Origin of the sequence: Empedobacter sp. UBA5036 (assembly GCF_002415215.1) — a bacterium.
Lineage (GTDB): Bacteria > Bacteroidota > Bacteroidia > Flavobacteriales > Weeksellaceae > Empedobacter > Empedobacter falsenii_B.
The window spans coordinates 77,592-95,223 of sequence record NZ_DICC01000058.1 but is presented as its reverse complement, the minus strand read 5'-3'; the positions used below and the strand labels follow the sequence as shown (position 1 = coordinate 95,223).

The window sequence follows — 17,632 nt, the reverse complement described above, 5'->3', positions numbered from 1 at the left end:
AATAAAATAAAATAAAATAAATATTAACGTAGTAGAAATGTAAAAAAAACTAGAGCATGAAGTAATTTCAAACTCTAGTTTATAACTTGATAATTTATTATAATAAAATTATAAATCTCTTTTCTTGATAATTAATAAGGATAAACCAAGAAATAAAATGATGTAGAAAATATTTACCGCAAAATGATCCCATTGTACATGATCGGCAACAAATAACTTACCTTCCATAATTGCTTTTTGTATATCTACAGAAGGATAATCAACTATTTTTCCGTTTGAGTTTAGTGGTAAATAATTAGTTAAGATTTTAATTTCTTCAGGATTTTTTGGAGGATTTTTACCAAATCGAACTAAAAATTCAACAACTTTAGCAACAGATTCTATAATATTCAAAACAATTAAAGATAAAATTGCAAAAGCACTTTTCTTTAATAGAAATGATAAAAACATTGCGAAAACAATGTAAGCGAATATCTCAACGAAATATCCTCCTAAGAATTCGATTCCGTTTACAAAATCAAACTTTTCGCTAAAAATAGAACCTAATGCAAAAACTAAAACGCCAACTAAAAGTGTAGAAATCAAAGTTATCACAACGTTCATCAAAACTTTTGTGTTTAAAAATTCAGTTTTAGATAAACCATCAATTGTATTTTGCTTGAAAGTTCCGAAAGAGTATTCGTTTGTAATATTATTAATAACAATAATAGCTAAAAAGAATTTTCCAAAACCAATTAACCACGTGATATTATGCCAAATTCCAGGGAACTCTAATGCACCCAATTTGATTAAATCAACTTCAATTCCATTCATGTTCGGTTTGAAATTCGGTAACGTAATTCCCATTAACAGAATCATCACAAAATACAAAATGATGAAAATTCGCGTTCCTTTGTTGTAGAATAATTTATTCCATTCTATGCTAAATAATCTTTTCATGTTAGTTCTGTTTTTGGATTAATTGGAAAAATTGTTGCTCTAAAGATTCTTTACGTTTTACTAAATGATTCACGATAATTCCTTGTTCATAAAACATTTTGTTAATTTCTGCTGGATCTTTCTCTTCTGATAAAACAGCAAAAAGTTTGTTGTTTTCTTTGGTAACTTTTGAAACGAATGAGAACGTTTTTAGTGTATATTCCAAACTTTCCATATTTTGCGCAGCAACTTCAATACTTCCAAAACTTGAATTCATTTGATCGACAGAACCAGCATAAAGCATTTTTCCTTGATTCAGAACTACTACATGCGAACATACTTTTTCGACTTCGTCTAATAAATGACTTGCTAGAATAATTGTAGTTCCTTGTTGAGCAATTTTAATAATCAATTCACGAATCTGAATAATTCCTTGTGGATCTAAACCATTTGTAGGTTCGTCTAAAATCAACACTTCAGGATCATTTAATAACGCAGCCGCAATTGCCAAACGTTGTTTCATTCCCAACGAATATTGTTGAAATTTATCTTTTTTACGAGAAAGTAATCCAACTAATTCAAGTTTTTCGTCAATTTTTGCATAATTAACTTCTTTAATATCAGCGACAATTTTAAGATTTTTTTCTGCTGATAAATATGGGTAGAATTTTGGACTTTCGATAATAGCTCCAATTTTTTTTAACGAATCGTTATTCGGTTCTTTATCGAACCATTTCCACGAACCCGCAGTTGGATTAATTACATTAAGAATCATTCCTAAGGTTGTCGATTTCCCACTTCCGTTAGGACCAAGTAATCCATAAACGTTTCCTTTTTCCACCGAAAAACTGACGTTGTTGACCGCTGTAAAGCTGCCAAATTGTTTTGTTAGTTGATTAATTTCAAGAACTTTGTTCATAGTAGTTGAATTTGTTTTCTTTATATGTAGAGTTTTTTGTTATTTTGTTACAATTTAGAATCAATTTAAATAATATGAGAACGATACTTTATACGTTATTAATTGTACTTACAATTCATGCTAAAGCGCAAAATGGAAAAGTTTATCAAATTTTTAATCAACAAGAAAAGAAAGTTGATTTTGATAAAATGATAAAAGAATTGGCAAAATATGATGTGGTTTTGTTTGGTGAATATCATAATAATGCGATTAACCATTGGTTGCAATTGCAAACTACAAAAGAATTGTATAAGATAAAAGGAAATCAATTGAAACTTGGCGCTGAAATGTTTGAACGTCATCAGCAAACGGAATTAACTAATTATCTAGAAGGAAAAATAACAGATGAAGAGTTTCAAAAGAATACAAAGCTCTGGAGTAATTATAAAACAGATTATAAGCCTCTTGTTGATTTTGCGAAAGAAAAGAATTTGGATTTTGTAGCGACTAACGTATCACGCAAATATGCTTCGTATGTCGCTAAGAATGGACTTGAAGCTTTGGATACAGTTCCAAATAATGAGAAAGTCTTTATTGCGAAACTTCCTATTACGATAGATTATGATGCGCCTGGTTATCCTGAGATGATTAAAATGATGGGAGATCATGCTGGAGTGAAGGCAAAACAGTTTGTTGCAGCACAAGCTACAAAGGATGCAACAATGGCAGAATCAATTTTGAATAATTTGAAGAAAAATAATCTATTTATTCATTACAATGGTGATTATCATTCTAAAAATTATGGCGGAATTTATTGGTATTTGAAATTTTTTCGACCTGAGCTCAAAATCGCTGTAATTGAAATTCTAGAAAGTGAAGATTTAAATGAAAAAATATCTGCAATTAAATCAAAAAACGAAAATGTTACTACGACAGAATTTATTATAGTATTTCCTAAGGATTCGCCTAAAACCTACTAATTTTACTTATAAGCAGAAAGTTTTATTGATTATTTTTCATATTTTGCATTTTAAAAAATAAAGCAAACAATTAAATACAACTATGGACAGAAGAAATTTTATTAAATCGACTGCTGCAGCATCTACGGTAGCATTAGTATCACCAGATTCATTATTTGATTTTTCATCAAAAATTGATAAGGTGAAAGTAGGAATTGTTGGCTGTGGAATGAGAGGGCAGGTACATTTAGATGAGTTATTAAAAAGAAATGATGTAGAAGTTGTTGGGATCGCTGAACCAGATCAACGAATGATTGATCGTTCAAACAAAATTTTTGCAAAACATAATAAAAAACCTGTAGAGTATTTTAAAGGTTTAGATGGATATAAAAAATTATATAAGAATAAAGAAATGCATGCTGTAATTATAGCTACGCCATGGGAATTTCACGCTGAGCAAACAATTGCAGCAATGAATGCGGGTAAAATTGTAGGTTTAGAAGTGTGTGGAGCGATGAATTTACAAGAATGTTGGGATTACGTAGATACATACGAAAAAACGAAAGTTCCTGTATTCATGATGGAGAATGTTTGTTACCGTCGCGATGTTATGGCTGTAATGAATATGGTTCGTAAAGGAATGTTTGGTCAAATTGTTCATGGACAAGGTGGTTACCAACACGATTTAAGAAATGTATTATTTAATGATGGTAAACAACCTTATGGTGGTGGAGTTGAATTTGGAGACAAAGGTTTCTCTGAAGCTGCTTGGCGTACAAATCATTATGTAAAACGTAATGCAGAATTATATCCAACGCATGGTTTAGGACCAATCGGTACAATGATGGATGTTAACCGTGGAAATAGAATTACACATTTAACTTCTATGGCTTCTCAACAAGCTGGTTTAACTGATTATATCGTGAAGAATGGAGGTGCAGATCATCCAAATGCAAAAGTTAAATTCAAACAAGGAGATATCGTTCAAACAATGTTAAAATGTGAAAACGGAGAAACAATCTTATTAACGCACGATACATCTTTACAGCGTCCATATAACTTAGGTTTCCGTATTCAAGGAACTGATGGTATTTGGCAAGATATCGGTTCAGGAGGATTTAGTCAAGGTTTCATTTATTTCGAAGATGAAATGAAACATTCTCACAAATGGGCAAGTTCAGAAGATCATTTAAAAACTTACGATCATCCATATTGGAAAAAATACGAAACTCAGGCAGAAGGTGCTGGGCACGGAGGAATGGATTTCTTCTTAATGAATGATTTTATCGAATGTATTAAAGCAAACAAAGAATTCCCATTCGATGTATATGATTTAGCAACTTGGTATGCAGTAACACCATTAAGTGAAAAATCTATCGAAGGAAATGGTACTTCTCAAGAAATGCCAGACTTTACAAGAGGAAAATATAAAACAAGAAAACCAGTTTTTGGTACAGAAGATTATGGATTCTAAAACCTTATCATTAGTCATTTTAGCAGGTGGAATGGGAAGCCGCTACAAAGGACAAAAACAAATTGATCCAATTGGACCAAGTAAAGAAACGTTGATGGAATATTCAATTTTCGATGCTTTTTCTTGCGGAATAAAACATTTTGTATTCATTATTAATGAACAATTTAATGCAGAAACTAAAAAATATTTTCAAAATTTAATTGAAAAAAATGGAGGTAAAGTAGAATTTGTTCTTCAAACGACGTATACATCTGTTCCGAGAGGAATTTATGATACAATAGAAAAACGTGAAAAACCTTGGGGAACTGGACATGCGTTAATGATTACAAAAAATCATTTAAACAATCCATTTATTGTAATTAATGCAGATGATTTTTATGGTCGTAAAGCATTTGAAAAAGCAAGTGAATTGGTTCAAAACGAAAAAATCACTGCAAATACTTATGGTATGGTTGCGTACAAATTGGCCAATACGATTAGCGAAAATGGTTCTGTTTCTCGCGGAGTTTGTACGGTAACAAACGGTCATTTGGAGAATGTTGTAGAACGTACAAATATCTATTCTAACGAAAATGGAGAAATTGTTTTCGAAGAAGATGATAACGTTTTACCATTAGATGGAGATACGGCTGTATCGATGAATTTCTTTGTTTTACATCCTTCTATTTTCAGAAAATTAGAAGATAAATTTGAGGAATTTCTTCACGAAAATGCTTCTCAATTGAAAGCAGAATTTTTCTTGCCGAAAGTTGTAAATGATATGATCAAAGAAGATCAATTGGAAGTGATTGTAGAAAAATCGGATGACAATTGGTTCGGAATGACTTATCCAGAAGATAGAGAAGTTGTAGTAAATTCTATTCAAAATTTAATCAATGATCAAAAATATCCAAATTCACTTTGGACATAAAATATAATGGAGAAAATATTAAAACATTATTTCGAAAATATAGATCAAGTTAGTGTTAATCCAATCAGTTCTGGTTGGATTAATTCTACTTATGAAGTTGAGTATGAAGGAAAAAAATATATTTTACAAAAAATAAACACGCACGTTTTTCCTCAACCAGAAGTAATTTCTAACAATATTGACATCATTTCTCGTCATCTAAAAGCAAAGAATTATCAAAATTCGGTAATCGAAATTGTAAAAGATTTGCAAGGAAATTTATTAGCAAAAGAAGATGGAGAAATTTGGAGGATGACTTCTTTTATTCCAAATTCTATTTGTTTTGAGAAAGTGGAATCTGCGGAACAAGCATACGAAGCGGCGAAAACAATTAGTGAATTTCATTCGTATTTGTTAGATGTTAATGTTGATGAAATTTATCCTTCGATTGTCGGGTTTTTAGATTATCATAAACGTGTAAATGATTTCAAAAATGCATTGAAAAATGCTTCAACAGAGCGTTTAGAAGAAACGAAAGAAGAAGTTGCTTATATTTTGGATAATCTGTATCAAGTTGAAAAGTATTTAGAAATAGATTTCCCAAAGCGTGTCGTTCATGCCGATGCAAAAATCAGTAATTTCTTATTCAATAATGATAATCATTCGCAAGCAATCGCTGTGATAGACTGGGATACAATAATGCCAGGGAATATTTTGTGCGATTTTGGAGATATGATTCGTACATACGCAAACCTGAAAGCTGAAGACGATCCTAATCCTGAAAAATTGTTTGAACCTGATTATTATAAAGCGGTTAAAAATGGGTTTTTAGAACATTTAAAATATGATTTACAACCAATAGAGATCGAAAATATGGATTTTGTTGCGTATATTGTGATTTATATTCAGGCGGTTAGATTTTTGGCAGATTATTTAGAAAACGATATTTATTATTCGATTTCTTATCCAAAACAAAATCTAAATCGTACGATTAATCAAATCAATTTATTAAAAGCATTAACAAAATTTCATGAAGAAAATTCGGTTCGAAAAATATAAACCTACAGATTTTAATAACTTTTTTAAACTTGTTCAGGACGACGAAGTGATGAAATATATCTCTGGAAAAGGTTTGAATGAAGAGCAAGCAAATCACAAATTTACATCAATCTTAGAAAAAGGTAGCGTTAACGAAAACCTTGGTTTTTTTAAGGTTTATGACGAAAACGACACACTTTTAGGTGATTGTAAATTGGTGTATAACAAACATATCGAAAATTCACTTGAAATAGGTTATTTATTGAAAAAAGAATTTTGGAGAAAAGGTTTTGGATCAATGATTTGCGAACATTTATTAGCAGAATCAAAAGAAAAATTTCCTGATTTGCAAGTAATGGCTGTCATCGATCCTGATAATGTTGCTTCAAGAAAGTTGTTAGAAAAGTTTAATTTTGAATCGTATTGGAAAGGCATCGAAAATGATTTGCCTACAGAAAAATTGCTTTTAAAAGAGAAATGATACGAGTAAAAGATGTCGCTTTGGCGATGGAAGAAATAGCGCCTTTGGCGTATGCAGAGGATTTTGACAATGTTGGATTGCTAGTTGGTGATTACAATAATGAGGTAACAGAGATCTTGGTAACGTTGGACACAACACCAGAAGTTGTGGAAGAAGCGATTGAGAAAAATTGTAATTTGATTGTGAGTTTTCATCCAATTATTTTTTCTGGTTTAAAGAAATTGAACGGAAAAAATTATGTTGAAAAAGCTGTGATGACAGCAATCAAAAATGGAATTAATATTTATGCAACGCATACAGCTTTAGATAATTCGAAAGTTGGAGTTAATTTCAAAATTTCTGAACAATTAGCTTTATTGAATACGAAAATTCTTATTCCAAAATTGCAAACTATCAAACAATTAATTACCTATGTACCAACAGAACATGCTGACCAATTGAAATTTGCGTTGTATGAAGCGGGTGCAGGAAAAATTGGGAATTATGATTCGTGTGGTTTTGCGATAGAAGGCGAAGGAAATTATCGACCAACTGCTGGTGCAAATCCGTTTATTGGCGAAATAGGGAAATTGGAAGCAGTAAACGAAACGCGAATAGAGGTTATTGTTCCGCAACATTTGGAAGGTGATGTGATGAATGCTTTGTTCAAAAATCATCCGTACGAAGAAGTTGCTTATTCTGTTATTTCGTTGAATAATCAAAACAATTATATTGGAATTGGAATGATTGGAGAGTTAGAAAATGAAATGGAAGAACTCGATTTTTTCAATTATCTAAAAACTCAAATGAATACACCCGTTATTCGTCATTCGAAATTATTAAACAAAAAAATAAAGAAGGTTGCTGTACTTGGAGGTTCTGGCGCATTTGGAATAAAAAATGCAATTTCGGCTGGAGCGGACATTTATATCACGGCAGATTTGAAATATCACGATTTTTTTACTGCTGAAAATAAGCTTGTTTTGGCAGATATTGGGCATTTTGAATCGGAACAGTTTACAAAAAACTTAATAACTTCGTATCTTAAAGAAAAATTTACTAATTTTGTGGTCTTTAATTCTGGAATTAATACCAATCCTGTTAATTATTGTTAACTATGTCTGAAACAAAAAATATCAAAGAACTAAGCGTAGAAGAAAAACTTCGCGCGTTATACGACTTGCAATTAATTGATTCACGTTTAGATGAAATCAGAAACACAAGAGGTGAATTACCTTTAGAAGTTGAAGATTTGAGCGACGATGTTGCACAATTAGAAACGAGAATCCAAAAAATAGTTGACGAAACTAAAGGTTTGGATGAAGAAATTAAATTGAAGAAAGAAGCAATCAAAAATGCTGAAGCTTTAATTAAAAAATACACGAAACAACAAGATAACGTACGAAACAATAGAGAATTTGATGCTTTAGCGAAAGAAGTAGAGTATCAAGGTTTGGAAATTGAGTTATCTGAGAAACGTATTCGTGAGTTTACAGTTAAAATTTCTCAAAAAAATGCACAAGTTGAAGAATTTAATGCAAAATTAAACTCAATGAAAGAGCATTTATCTCACAAACAAGCTGAGTTGGATACAATTGTAAAAGATACAGAAAAAGAAGAAAGTAATTTATTGAAATTATCTTCTGAATATTCTGCTAAAATCGAACAAAGATTATTAGACGCTTACAGCCGTATCAGAAATTCTGTGAAAAATGGTTTAGCTGTTGTTCCTGTACAACGTGGAGCTTCTGCGGGATCTTTCTTTACAATTCCACCACAAAGACAAATGGATATCGCTCAACGTAAAAAAATTATCGCTGACGAACATTCAGGACGTATCTTAGTTGATTTGGAATTAGCTTTAGAAGAGCAAGAAAAAATGGAAATCATTATCAAAGGATAATTTTCTTTGTTAAAAAATATTTTATTTAATATCAAAGTGTTACACGATTGTGTAACACTTTTTTTATGCTAAAACTAGTTGTTGTTATTTTTTAGCACGCTATTTGTAATACTGGCAATATAATTAGTTTGAAAATTTAGAAATTATGAAAAAAATTATATTTTTAGCAATGTTAGCTGTCTCGTCTATCTCATTAACATCTTGTGTGAATAATGATGATGGCTATTATGAACCTGAAATTGTTAATGTTGGACAAATCAATTATGATGGTGTATCATTTCCGCTTCGAAATGCAGTTGTTGCAGATATAAAAAAGGCTGATGGCGGATTTTATTATAGTGTAGAATTATCTACAAATCCAGTTCCTAAGAATGGTAAATTAAATGGAGCTTATTTGTATTTAGAAATTTTCCAAAGAGGTGATTTAAGTTTTAATGGATCTTACGTAACAGAAAATAATGATAGAGGATTGGATTATATCGAATATTACGAAGATCCTATTATGCAAAATTATGTACCAGTTCTTAATTCAGGAACATTTGCATTATTAGATACAGATTTCTCTTCAGGATCTATTAACTTAAAAAATTATTTTGATCCTTATAACAGAAGTTTATTGTCTACAAACTTTGCTTTGAGAGTTTCGAATGGTAAAACATTGACGGGTGATTTTGACGGATTGTTTGATTTCATTCAATTATACAACAAATCTGCAAAAGGTGCTGTAAATGCAAAATCAGCAACAACAGAAAGAGTAAAAACAGGAGTGAGAAGACCTTCTGCAAGAAAATAAAATTTCAATTTATAGATAAAAAAAACTCCGCTAAATTTTTAGCGGTGTTTTTTATTGATATACTTTTTTGATTAAGCTTCTACTTCTTTATCACGATTCTTTGGGAAACGGCGATAACCTTTCAAATTAAATCTAAAATCTTTTTTCGTTGGACGAACAATAATACGTAATGATGAATCATTTGTAAAATAAGTTTGAGCCCAGTTTAAGAAAATAGCTAATTTGTTACGTACAGTCAAGATTAACATTAAGTGTAAAAACATCCATGTAAACCATGCCAAACGTCCAGAGAAAGAGAATTTAGGTAAATCAACAACAGCTTTTCGTTTACCAATTGTAGCCATAGAACCTGGATCTTTGTATTCGAACAATGTCAATTTATCCTCAGATAAACCTTGTCCTAATTTGTCAAAATTTTTCGCCAATTGTTCAGCTTGATCTCCTGCAACACGTGCTAATTGTGGATGTCCGTGAGGATACTTCGGTGTTTCCATCGAAGAAATATCTCCAATTGCATAAATGTTTTCGGTTCCTAAAACTTTAGAAGTACGATCTACTTTCAAACGATTTCCTCGTTGTAAATCTTCTTGTTTTACTGCTCCTTCAGGTACATTTCCCATAACTCCGGCAGCCCAAATCAAATTTCGAGTATTGATTGTACGACCATCAGCTAAAGAAATTGTTTTTCCATCGTAGTCAGTTACGCGACCTTCTGTCCAAACATTTACGCCCATATTTGTCAAATATTCATAAGACTTTTTGTGCGCCAATTCAGACATTGGACCTAATAAATTTGGACCTCCTTCAATCAAATAAATATTCAATTTAGAGAAATCTAAATCTGGATAATCTTTCGGAAGAATAAATTTTTTCATTTGCGCAATTGCACCTGAAAGCTCAACTCCTGTTGGTCCTCCACCTACAACAACAATATTCATAATTTCTTCCAATTCTCCTGGAGATTCTGCAGAATATGCACTCTCGAAGTTTGTTAGTAATCGATTTTTAAGCGTTAAAGCTTCATTTGTCGATTTCATTGGGAATGATAATTCCTCAATTTGTTTGTTCCCGAAGAAATTTGTGGTACATCCCATGGCAACAACCAAATAGTCGTAGGAAAAATCCCCGATTGTGGTTTCAACAATATTTTGATCTTTCTTAATTGCTGTAACTTCGGCTAAACGAACGCTCACATTTTTACTCCCTTGAAATACTTTTCGAATAGGGAACGAAATATCACTTGCGTTAATCGCTGCAGTTGCAACCTGATAAAATAAGGGTTGAAATTGGTGGTAATTATAGCGGTCAATAAGTGTAACAGAAAAGTGTGGGTTATTATTTAATTTACGGGCTAATTTAAGTCCGGCAAATCCAGCACCTAAAATGACAATCTTTTTCTTTTCCAAAATTCACTTTTTTGTAAAATTACGAACAAACTAAGAAACAATGAAAGATTTATTAAAAATTATTCTGAACCTTAGATATTTACTATGATATCGGATTGATTATTAGATTTTTTTAAATTTATGTTTTTTGTCAGTTTTAAATAAATTGTTAAAATTATTTATGATTTTGTGTATTTCGATGCTTTTTTAATTTTTCTGAAAGATTAGAATTTAAACTATTTTTAAGCTGAATCATTTTAAGAAATCAATCAAATTCACGAATTTTATTCCAAATTTATCAAATCAAAAAAACAAGTAATGAGCAAATTATTTGAATCAATCAATATAAATGAATCTATTTCATTAAAAAATAGAATTATTATGTCGCCAATGTGCCAATATTCTTCGGAAGATGGTTTTCCAAATGATTGGCATTTTCAGCATTATGTTTCGCGTGCTGTGGGCAATGTTTCGGCAATTATACAAGAAGCAACTGCAGTTGTTGCAGAAGGTCGAATTTCGTATGGCGATTTAGGGATTTGGAAAGATGAACATATCGAAGCGTATCAAAAATTAACTTCCGAAATCAAAAAATACAATTGCGTTCCTGGGATTCAGTTAGCGCATGCAGGACGAAAAGCAAGTACAGAAAAGCCTTGGTTAGGACACAATCAAATAAAATCTGAAGAAAAAAATGGTTGGAAAACAGTTTCGAGTTCTAATCTACCTTTTAATGAATTGGATGAAATTCCACATGAATTAACAATTTCAGAAATTAAAGATGTTGTAAAAGAATGGGGAAAAGCAACTGAACGTGCCATAAAAGCTGGTTTTGAAATTTTAGAAATTCATGGAGCGCATGGTTATTTGGTTCATCAATTTTTGTCGCCTTTAATCAATAATCGAACAGATGAATATGGTGGAAGTTTCGAGAATAGAATTCGTTTTGTGTTGGAAATTGTTGAAGAAATGCAAAAATACATTACAACTCAATCGCTTTGGATTCGTTTGTCAGCTTCGGATTGGGCAGAAAATGGTTGGAATTTAGAAGAAACAATTGAATTGTGTAAAATTTTAAAACAAAATGGAGTAGAAGTGATTGATGTTTCGTCTGGAGGAGGAGTGAGTCATCAAAAAATTGATGTCAAAAAAAATTATCAAGTTCCATTCGCAAATGAAATTAAAAATCAAGTTGAAATAATTACTGGAGCTGTTGGATTAATTTTTGAACCAAAACAAGCCGAAGAAATTCTTCAAAATAATGAAGCAGATTTAATCTTTTTAGGAAGAGAATTATTACGTGATCCATATTTTGCATTGCGTGCTGCAAAAGAGTTAGAAGAAGATATTAAGTGGTTGCCACAATATGAAAGAGCAAAAAATAATCATTACGCATAAACCATGTTAGCATTAAAAAAAATCCATCATATTGCAATTATTTGTTCAGATTATCAAAAATCAAAACATTTTTACACAGAAATATTAGGTTTCGAAATTGTGCAAGAAGTTTATAGAAAAGAACGTGATTCTTATAAATTAGATTTAGCTTTGCAAAATTATTACTGCATCGAATTATTTTCTTTTCCTAATCCACCAAAACGTGTTTCTCGACCAGAAGCTTCTGGATTGAGACATATTGCTTTTGCTGTGGAAAATATAGAAAATGAAGTAGAAAAACTAACGCAGTTAAATGTAACGGTAGAGCCAATTCGTGTGGATGAATACACGCAAAAGAAGTTCACTTTTTTTGAAGATCCCGATGGTTTGCCGATAGAATTATACGAAGAATAGAAGAATAAATGGTAAAAAAGAGTTTACTTGCCTTAGCAATGGGAGGTTTAGCCATCGGAATGACGGAATTTTCGATGATGGGAGTTTTAGAAGATTTTGCAAAAGATTTGAATATTTCAATTCCAACAGCAGGGAATTTTATATCAATGTACGCAATGGGCGTAATGGTTGGAGCTCCAACATTAATTATGGCTACAAGTAAATATTCGCCCAAAAAAGTATTAATCTTTTTTATGTTATTGTTTACTATTTTTAACTCACTTTTTGTTATCGCGCCAAGTTATAATACCTTATTAATTGCTCGTTTTATGTCTGGTTTACCTCACGGAGCATTTTTTGGTGTAGGATCTGTTGTGGCTGCACAATTAGCAACAAAAGGAAAAGAAGCGCAAGCTATTTCGATTATGTTTGCAGGATTAACGTTTGCGAATTTGGTCGGTGTACCATTAGGAACAAAATTAGGACAAGTTTTTTCGTGGCGATTAACATTTGGGATTATTGCAAGTTTAGGATTAATCACGATGTTAGCGATTTCGCTTTGGGTTCCGAATCTTAAAAATACAAACAAAGGAAGTTTGGTAGAACAATTAAGTTTCTTCAAAAAATGGGAAGCTTGGGTATTAATTGTGATGATTTCTATCGGAACTTCAGGATTATTTGCGTGGATAAGTTACATTTCTCCGTTAATGACAAATGTGGCAGATTTACCTAAAACAAAAATTCCAATTATTATGACTTTGATTGGTCTAGGAATGTTTGTAGGTAATTTTATAGGTGGAAAATTGGCAGATACCATGTCACCAAATAAAGCTGCAATTATCTCTTTTGCCTCGATGGCGGTTTGTTTAGTGATTGTTTATTTCACTTCTCATATACAAATTATGGCTTATATTATGTCGTTTATTACGGGATTAATTGCGTTTACAATTGGTTCGCCAATTCAAATGATGTTGATTAATAATGGAAAAGGATCAGAAACTTTGGCAGCAGCGGCTGGTCAAGCAAGTTTTAATATTGGAAATGCTTTAGGTGCATTTTTAGGAGGAATTCCGATTGCTATGGGATTAGGATTTAATTCACAACTGTGGGTTGGCTTTATTATGGCTTCTGTCGGATCAATAATTGCAGCAATCTTTTTACAATTAAAATCGAAAAGAGTTTAAAAATATTACTTCAATCATAATCAAAGGATGTTCTACGGAGCATCCTTTTTTAGTTTATATTTGTAACAAATTAAACTCAAATGAATCATTACAAAGCTCTTATTATAGACGATGAACACTTTGCTCAACAAGGGTTAAAGAAAATTATTCAACATGCTTTGCCAGATTTTTTTGTTTCCATTGATACGGCAAATTCTGTAAAAGAAGGTGTAGAAAAAATTAAGGAAAATCAACCAGATATAGTTTTTTTGGATATTCAGATGCCAGAGGAATTTGGGTTTAAATTATTTGATTATTTTGATGATATTACGTTTGATGTCATTTTCACAACAGCTCATTCAGACTATATTTTAGAAGCTGTAAATCAATGGGGATGTTTAGGTTATTTGATGAAACCTATTTCAATTTCTGACCTTAAAGTATTATTGAATCGTTTTGTAGAGCGTCAAAATCAAACAAAAATAACGAAAGAGATTATTAATATTGCAGATGATTTTGAAGATGAAGTAGAAACTGATAATCTGAAAGATGTTTTCAAAAATGAGCATGGAATTATATTTATTCCATCTATAACAGAGGTTTTGGTACTGAAAATTGAAGATATTATTTATTGTAAAGCAGATGATAGTTATTGTACAATTTTTACCGAAAAAGAGGCGTACATGGTAACTAAAACGTTGAAAGAAGTAGAAAATTTAATTGATCAAACCAATTTTTTCCGTGTCAATAGATCGTATTTGGTTAATATTAATTTTGCTAAAAAATTTGATAAACGAAACAATTTATTGATTCTGAATTGTCATCCAAAAGATGGTGAATTAAATCTTCCTGTGACTTCTTTGGGGTATAAAATTTTATCGAATGTGGTTGCGTAACTTCATTTTTTTACTTGTTTTATTTCTTTGTTCTCATCAACTTTCTGCGCAATATGTTCTGACAAAACAATACACGTACGAAAATGGCTTGCCTGCCAATGAGATTTTGAGTGTTTACAAAGATTCTCGTAAAATCTTGTGGGTTGGAACTCGTTTTGGCGTATTTGTGAAAGACATGGACAATTTCAAAATGATGAAACGCTTCGAGAAAGTACAATACAATAATGTTTGGACAATAATAGAAGATAGGCAATATAATGTTTGGTTCGGAAGTTACGGACAAGGGATATTGAAATTTACTGGTCAACGTTTTGAACAAATTAATACAGCGAAAGGATTAGTTTCGGATCGTGTTCGAAATTTATTTTATTTAGATGATTTAATATATGTTGCTGCGCAAGGTGGTGTTTCGATTATTGATACAAAATCAAAGAAAATTTATAATCCTTCTTTTGAAAAAAATAACAATATTGTGTTCGAAGCGGTATCTTTTTTCGAATATCAAAACAAGGTTTATGTTGCAACAATAGATCATGGTGTTTATGAAGTTCATCGCGATAAGTTGAAGTTGGTCAATCCTTTCAATCGAATTAATTATAGTTTTTTGAATAATAATGATTTGTATTTGTCATCTTCTAAAGGTCTTAATATCATTTCGATAAACGATTTTTTGAATAAAAAATTGAATTTTAAAACCTACGATTTTCCAGTTTTTAGAAATCACAACATTTCAGATAAACGTCATTCTCTTTTATTAGCTGGTTACGAAACGGGTGCAGGAAATGGAATGGTTGCCGAATTAAAGGACAATAAAATAACAGATCAAACAGAAAATTTTAAAATCACTTCGGATTATCCGTATCGAGTTTTTAGTAGTAAAACGGATGATTTAATTTATGTTGGAAGTGCTGATAAAGGACTTTTTGAAGTTCATTTTAATCATTTTTTAGATTTTTCAACGATTGATAATAAAAGAGTCATTGAAATTCTAAAAGTTGCGAATACACAATATTTTTTAACACCAGAAGGACTTTATTTTCAAGAGAATAATGTATTCAATAAGCAGATAAAGAGAAATGCTTTTTATCAATATATGCTTCGAAATAAGTCAAAATTCAAAGATTTTTTAAGTCAATCAAATAAAGATTTTTATGAAATTGATTTTGATTTGAAAGAAAAAAATCTTCGTTTTTATAAAATGATTATTCGTCATAATTCGTTTATTATAGCAACTAATTTAGGACTTTTCGAGTTAGATTTTAATGGAGAATTCAAAGATTATTTACCTAATCGAACAAGTCAATTTACATATTTTAATAATCAATTTATTCAGACAAATCCTTTTGGAGGAATTTTGGTTTTTGATGATCTGAATAATCTAAAATATCACGCATATTCAGCTACGCAAGCGAATGTTCCGAAAGATGTTGTTTCGATTTGTCAAAATAAAAAAGCTGTATTTTTTGGATCTTCTTTAGATGGATTATTCAAGTATGAAAATGGAAATTTTATTTCGTATTTGCAAAATAATCAGTTTAAAGAATCTAAAATTAAAATGATAAAATGTGTTGGAGATAATCAGTTGTTGGTTGCAACAGAATTTGCGAAAGTTTATATTTTAGAGATAAAGGGAGATGAGTTAATCACAAAAAAAGTAATTAATATTCGTGAAATTGGTGGAGAAAATATTAGTTCAATTGACATTTTTGGGAACTCAATTTTAATTGGAACCAATCGTAATTTACTCGTTTTCAATAATGGTAAAACATATATGATTGGCAATGAACAAGGTTTTGTGAATAAGGATATACATTCGTCTATTTTTGACGGAAAAACGGCTACAATTGGTGTAGAAAATGGATATTATAAGTTAAATCTTGAGAATTTATTAAAGCAAAAAAATCAGTCGAAAGAGATTATTATTACAAGTTTTAAAATTAATGATGAATCTTTTGGGATAGATAAATTTATGTGGTTTGATTTGATTGATAAAGATTTGAATTTAAAAAATAATGAGAACAATATTACACTAAATTTTGCTGTCGTTGATGCTAATTTCGCTCAAAGTTATAAGTACAGATATCGTGTAAATCCTGATGAAAAGTGGAATGAGTATTTTTATAACCCATCTATTTATTTGCGGAATATACCATATGGTAAATATCGTATTCAATTAGAAATAACAGATACAAGCAACGGACAAAAACAAATTATTGATTTGGTTTCGTTGAATGTTGACGAACCTTTTTACTTGAATATTTATTTTATTTTGTTGTCAGTCTTAACTTTAGGATTGATTATTTATCGTTATAATACAAATAAAATCAAGACGTTAAATAAATTTAATCAATTAAAAATTAGTCAATTAAATGAGAAAAATACACAAGAAAATCAACGTTTGCAATTAGAGCGACAATTAACCGAAACGAAGTTAACAGCCTTACAATCTCAAATGAATCCGCATTTTATTTTCAATGTGTTGAATTCTATTCAGTTTTATATTTTGGATAATGATATTGATAATGCGTTAAATTCGTTGGGACGTTTTTCTCATTTGATTCGTCAGATGTTAAATCTTTCAACAAAAGATGAAATTAGTTTGAAAGATGAAATTGATTTTTTGAAATTATATGTTGAAGTTGAGAATTTTAGATGGAAAAATAAAATAGAATTTGATGTTCAAATTGATAGCCAATTGGATATTTATCGTATCAAAATTCCGCCAATGTTGATTCAGCCAATTATCGAAAATTCTTTTGTTCACGCATTTGATCAAAACCATTTGCAACCGATTATCAAATTGATTATTAGAATAAAAATTGATTATTTAGAAATAATTATTGAAGATAACGGAAAAGGAAATACAACACAAATTACGCAAAATAAAACTCACGATTCGAAAGCACTTAAAATTATTAATGAGCGTTTACAATTGCTTAATCATAATATTGAAGAAAATATTTTTATAGATTTTCATGAAAAAGGAACAAAAGTTCGAATGATTTTGAAAGTTGATTAAAATTTCACCTGAATAAATTCACAATTCACCTTGCTGAAACGTGAATTAACGAAATCTGAACTCTATT

At 30.6% G+C, this 17,632-nt stretch carries 16 protein-coding genes; 13 read left to right on the top strand and 3 right to left on the bottom strand.

Annotation, left to right across the window (positions count from 1 at the left end; all coding sequences use genetic code 11):
* Positions 1–108: 108 nt before the first annotated feature.
* Both B4J88_RS11080 and B4J88_RS11075 read right to left on the bottom strand, forming a co-directional pair.
* Positions 109–939 (bottom strand): ABC transporter permease, encoded by an 831-nt coding sequence (locus B4J88_RS11080; RefSeq protein WP_291067673.1) that lies wholly within the window; start codon positions 937–939, stop codon positions 109–111.
* Between the two features lies 1 nt (position 940).
* Complete coding sequence (locus B4J88_RS11075) at positions 941–1,837, bottom strand: ABC transporter ATP-binding protein (protein WP_291067672.1); 897 nt, start codon at positions 1,835–1,837, stop codon at positions 941–943.
* 74 nt (positions 1,838–1,911) lie between these two features.
* On the opposite strand from B4J88_RS11075, the gene B4J88_RS11070 reads away from it, so the two are divergent.
* The 8 genes from B4J88_RS11070 (at position 1,912) to B4J88_RS11035 (ending at position 9,332) form a co-directional block, all read left to right on the top strand.
* A complete protein-coding gene (locus B4J88_RS11070; protein ID WP_291067671.1) occupies positions 1,912–2,796 on the top strand; it encodes a ChaN family lipoprotein in 885 nt (294 codons plus the stop codon).
* A gap of 82 nt (positions 2,797–2,878) precedes the next feature.
* On the top strand, positions 2,879–4,249 hold the full coding sequence (locus B4J88_RS11065) for a Gfo/Idh/MocA family protein (RefSeq protein WP_221856265.1): 1,371 nt from the start codon (positions 2,879–2,881) through the stop codon (positions 4,247–4,249).
* Entirely contained in the window at positions 4,239–5,159 is a 921-nt protein-coding gene (locus tag B4J88_RS11060) for a nucleotidyltransferase family protein (protein WP_291067670.1), read from the top strand. The genes B4J88_RS11065 and B4J88_RS11060 overlap by 11 nt, the downstream gene beginning before the upstream one ends.
* A 6-nt stretch (positions 5,160–5,165) precedes the next feature.
* Positions 5,166–6,197 carry a phosphotransferase enzyme family protein gene (locus tag B4J88_RS11055; RefSeq protein ID WP_291067669.1) on the top strand — a complete coding sequence of 344 codons (1,032 nt, stop codon included), beginning with the start codon at positions 5,166–5,168 and terminating at the stop codon, positions 6,195–6,197.
* Positions 6,169–6,657 (top strand): GNAT family N-acetyltransferase, encoded by a 489-nt coding sequence (locus B4J88_RS11050; protein ID WP_115000896.1) that lies wholly within the window; start codon positions 6,169–6,171, stop codon positions 6,655–6,657. Before B4J88_RS11055 ends, B4J88_RS11050 begins: the two co-directional genes overlap by 29 nt.
* Positions 6,654–7,751 carry a Nif3-like dinuclear metal center hexameric protein gene (locus B4J88_RS11045; protein WP_125349269.1) on the top strand — a complete coding sequence of 366 codons (1,098 nt, stop codon included), beginning with the start codon at positions 6,654–6,656 and terminating at the stop codon, positions 7,749–7,751. Before B4J88_RS11050 ends, B4J88_RS11045 begins: the two co-directional genes overlap by 4 nt.
* Positions 7,752–7,753: 2 nt before the next feature.
* On the top strand, positions 7,754–8,539 hold the full coding sequence (locus B4J88_RS11040; RefSeq protein WP_115000894.1) for a zinc ribbon domain-containing protein: 786 nt from the start codon (positions 7,754–7,756) through the stop codon (positions 8,537–8,539).
* 145 nt (positions 8,540–8,684) lie between these two features.
* On the top strand, positions 8,685–9,332 hold the full coding sequence (locus tag B4J88_RS11035; RefSeq protein ID WP_115000892.1) for a hypothetical protein: 648 nt from the start codon (positions 8,685–8,687) through the stop codon (positions 9,330–9,332).
* A 71-nt stretch (positions 9,333–9,403) separates the two neighbouring features.
* Here the strand turns inward: B4J88_RS11035 and B4J88_RS11030 are convergent, their stop codons facing one another.
* On the bottom strand, positions 9,404–10,738 hold the full coding sequence (locus B4J88_RS11030) for an NAD(P)/FAD-dependent oxidoreductase (RefSeq protein WP_038331217.1): 1,335 nt from the start codon (positions 10,736–10,738) through the stop codon (positions 9,404–9,406).
* Positions 10,739–11,035: 297 nt separating this feature from the next.
* On the opposite strand from B4J88_RS11030, the gene B4J88_RS11025 reads away from it, so the two are divergent.
* From B4J88_RS11025 to B4J88_RS11005, 5 genes are all read left to right on the top strand, one after another.
* Entirely contained in the window at positions 11,036–12,115 is a 1,080-nt protein-coding gene (locus B4J88_RS11025) for an NADH:flavin oxidoreductase/NADH oxidase (RefSeq protein WP_038331218.1), read from the top strand.
* Between the two features lie 3 nt (positions 12,116–12,118).
* The gene (locus B4J88_RS11020) at positions 12,119–12,508 is read left to right on the top strand and encodes a VOC family protein (RefSeq protein WP_038331219.1); all 390 of its coding nucleotides are present in this window, start codon (positions 12,119–12,121) and stop codon (positions 12,506–12,508) included.
* 8 nt (positions 12,509–12,516) lie between these two features.
* The gene (locus B4J88_RS11015; protein ID WP_115000887.1) at positions 12,517–13,671 is read left to right on the top strand and encodes an MFS transporter; all 1,155 of its coding nucleotides are present in this window, start codon (positions 12,517–12,519) and stop codon (positions 13,669–13,671) included.
* Positions 13,672–13,751: 80 nt separating this feature from the next.
* Positions 13,752–14,546 (top strand): LytR/AlgR family response regulator transcription factor, encoded by a 795-nt coding sequence (locus tag B4J88_RS11010; RefSeq protein WP_115000885.1) that lies wholly within the window; start codon positions 13,752–13,754, stop codon positions 14,544–14,546.
* Complete coding sequence (locus B4J88_RS11005) at positions 14,533–17,565, top strand: sensor histidine kinase (protein WP_291067668.1); 3,033 nt, start codon at positions 14,533–14,535, stop codon at positions 17,563–17,565. The genes B4J88_RS11010 and B4J88_RS11005 overlap by 14 nt, the downstream gene beginning before the upstream one ends.
* Positions 17,566–17,632 lie beyond the last annotated feature (67 nt).

Coding starts and splice junctions, on each gene's coding strand:
- B4J88_RS11080 (WP_291067673.1), bottom strand. CDS start 939: ATGAAAAGATTATTTAGCATAGAATGGAATAAATTATTCTACAACAAA.
- B4J88_RS11075 (WP_291067672.1), bottom strand. CDS start 1,837: ATGAACAAAGTTCTTGAAATTAATCAACTAACAAAACAATTTGGCAGC.
- B4J88_RS11070 (WP_291067671.1), top strand. CDS start 1,912: ATGAGAACGATACTTTATACGTTATTAATTGTACTTACAATTCATGCT.
- B4J88_RS11065 (WP_221856265.1), top strand. CDS start 2,879: ATGGACAGAAGAAATTTTATTAAATCGACTGCTGCAGCATCTACGGTA.
- B4J88_RS11060 (WP_291067670.1), top strand. CDS start 4,239: ATGGATTCTAAAACCTTATCATTAGTCATTTTAGCAGGTGGAATGGGA.
- B4J88_RS11055 (WP_291067669.1), top strand. CDS start 5,166: ATGGAGAAAATATTAAAACATTATTTCGAAAATATAGATCAAGTTAGT.
- B4J88_RS11050 (WP_115000896.1), top strand. CDS start 6,169: ATGAAGAAAATTCGGTTCGAAAAATATAAACCTACAGATTTTAATAAC.
- B4J88_RS11045 (WP_125349269.1), top strand. CDS start 6,654: ATGATACGAGTAAAAGATGTCGCTTTGGCGATGGAAGAAATAGCGCCT.
- B4J88_RS11040 (WP_115000894.1), top strand. CDS start 7,754: ATGTCTGAAACAAAAAATATCAAAGAACTAAGCGTAGAAGAAAAACTT.
- B4J88_RS11035 (WP_115000892.1), top strand. CDS start 8,685: ATGAAAAAAATTATATTTTTAGCAATGTTAGCTGTCTCGTCTATCTCA.
- B4J88_RS11025 (WP_038331218.1), top strand. CDS start 11,036: ATGAGCAAATTATTTGAATCAATCAATATAAATGAATCTATTTCATTA.
- B4J88_RS11020 (WP_038331219.1), top strand. CDS start 12,119: ATGTTAGCATTAAAAAAAATCCATCATATTGCAATTATTTGTTCAGAT.
- B4J88_RS11015 (WP_115000887.1), top strand. CDS start 12,517: ATGGTAAAAAAGAGTTTACTTGCCTTAGCAATGGGAGGTTTAGCCATC.
- B4J88_RS11010 (WP_115000885.1), top strand. CDS start 13,752: ATGAATCATTACAAAGCTCTTATTATAGACGATGAACACTTTGCTCAA.
- B4J88_RS11005 (WP_291067668.1), top strand. CDS start 14,533: ATGTGGTTGCGTAACTTCATTTTTTTACTTGTTTTATTTCTTTGTTCT.